2 protein-coding genes and 1 pseudogene are annotated in these 1,803 nt (G+C 56.3%); all 3 read left to right on the top strand.

Annotated elements, in window-relative coordinates; genetic code table 11:
- A partial coding sequence (locus tag A8M77_RS34895) for a hypothetical protein (protein WP_143694919.1) occupies positions 1-277 on the top strand: 277 nt, incomplete at its 5' end.
- Positions 274-573 (top strand): hypothetical protein, encoded by a 300-nt coding sequence (locus A8M77_RS35945; RefSeq protein WP_143694920.1) that lies wholly within the window; start codon positions 274-276, stop codon positions 571-573. The genes A8M77_RS34895 and A8M77_RS35945, both read left to right, overlap by 4 nt.
- 197 nt (positions 574-770) lie before the next feature.
- A pseudogene (locus tag A8M77_RS34900) lies at positions 771-1,803 on the top strand (hypothetical protein); the annotation flags it as partial.

The following is a 1,803-nucleotide window of genomic DNA, read 5'->3' on the forward strand; positions in this document are numbered from 1 at the left end:
CGTGCTGGAAGTCTTCAACGGCGAGCGCTTCTACAGCACCGGTGCCAACGGCATGCCCCTGACCGCCGGCACCACCCGCACCAACACCACCGATGCGGCCACCAATGTGACGCGTGCCGGCTACGGCATCGCCCCGCCGGCGGCGCAACTGACCCTGTTGCAGCAAAGCTATGACGCCTTGAAGGAGAGCATCTATGGCGCGCTGGTGCTGCAAACGCGATCAAGCCCTATCTGGACACCAATCCCCTTTAAATCAATGAATTCAAGATTTATATGAAACGATATTTTGGCCTGTGTTTGGCCGCCGCTTTGGTGAGTGCGGGGTGTTTTGATAATAAACGAGAAATAACTGTGGAAATCGCTCCTGAGATTTACAAAATAAAATCAATCAAATCAAAACTGGCAACGCCGGTAGTTGATGAGGCTGTCAAATCGAATCCTACGAAGGTCATCATCTCTGCATGCGCCACCACTCCTCCTCGCAAGATTATTCAGTTTGAAAGAGAGTTTTCTGCGCGCTCAAAGGCTGAATTGATCCTTGTAGTATTGCAAGGCGATTGCACTATTGAATAGCGACCTGATTTCAATGCTTTCCTTGATGTTGAGTGATTTGGGTGTTGTGTTGTTGTTTTTGGTGGCAATTGCAATCCAGTGGATCATTTCGAGATCTTCCAATCACGGTGGATCCGGTAATTTAAATGTAATATTTTGGTTGCTTTTGGCTTTATATATCACATGGAGGACCTATGGCGCTTAGTGGAAAAGAACTTGTGAAAGACGCAGCCCTATGGCTCGCAGATAAGGCGCAGGAGTCAGTAACTGGTTTCACAATGGATTGGAGCAAGGGGGAACTACTCTTCAAGGGCTCGAACATCGCATGGAATCTAACTAGCTACGCGAGAGAGCTCTCGCCGGGGATCGTCTACATATACGACAAGGATGGCGTAAAGAGGGCAGATGGAACGTTAAATGATCCCTACGTTGAAGAGTACAACGAGCAACGTAGACAAATGAACGAAGCCGATTGGAAAGCTCTGGATGAAGAGATCGGCCGTCTATTTCCGGAACTCGGGCGCACTAAGCCATGGGACATCTTGCCGAACACCAACATGTGTTTCCGTGATGCCCGTGCCTGGCGCCAGCCCATCGACCCCCTGATGCTCGACCTCGACGGCGATGGCCTGGAGTTGAAGCGCGCCGATGGCTCCGTCCTCTTCGACCACAACGCCGACACCATCCGCACCGGCACCGGCTGGATCGGCGCGGACGACGGCATCCTCGTGCGCGACCTCAACGGCAATGGCTCGATCGACACCGGCCGAGAGCTCTTCGGCATCGACACCCTCAAGTCCGACGGCAGCAACGCCGTCAACGGCTTCGATGCCCTCGGCGATCTGGATTCCAACGCCGACGGCCAACTCAACGCAGCCGACCTCGCCTGGAACTCCCTGCAGGTCTGGCGCGACCTCGACCAGGATGGCGTGTCCGACGCCGGCGAGCTTGTTGGCCTCGATGCCCTGGGCATCAGCCGCATCGGCGTGACCGGCAGTGCCACCAACGCCACCGGCGGCACCCAGGCCGGCAGCACCGTCAATGGCAACCTCATCGCCCAGAGCGCCAGCTTCACGCGTGAAGTCGATGGCGTGCAGGTCAACCGCACCGTCGGCGCCATCGACCTCGAAGCCAATCCCTTCTACCGCGAGTTCACCGTGCCTGTGCCGCTGACCGAGCAGGCCCGAGCCCTGCCCAGCATGCAGGGCTCCGGCCGCGCCCGCGATCTGGCTGAAGCAGTGAGCCTGAGTC

The sequence above is a fragment of the Variovorax sp. JS1663 genome, from assembly GCF_002157355.1.
Taxonomy (GTDB): domain Bacteria; phylum Pseudomonadota; class Gammaproteobacteria; order Burkholderiales; family Burkholderiaceae_C; genus Variovorax.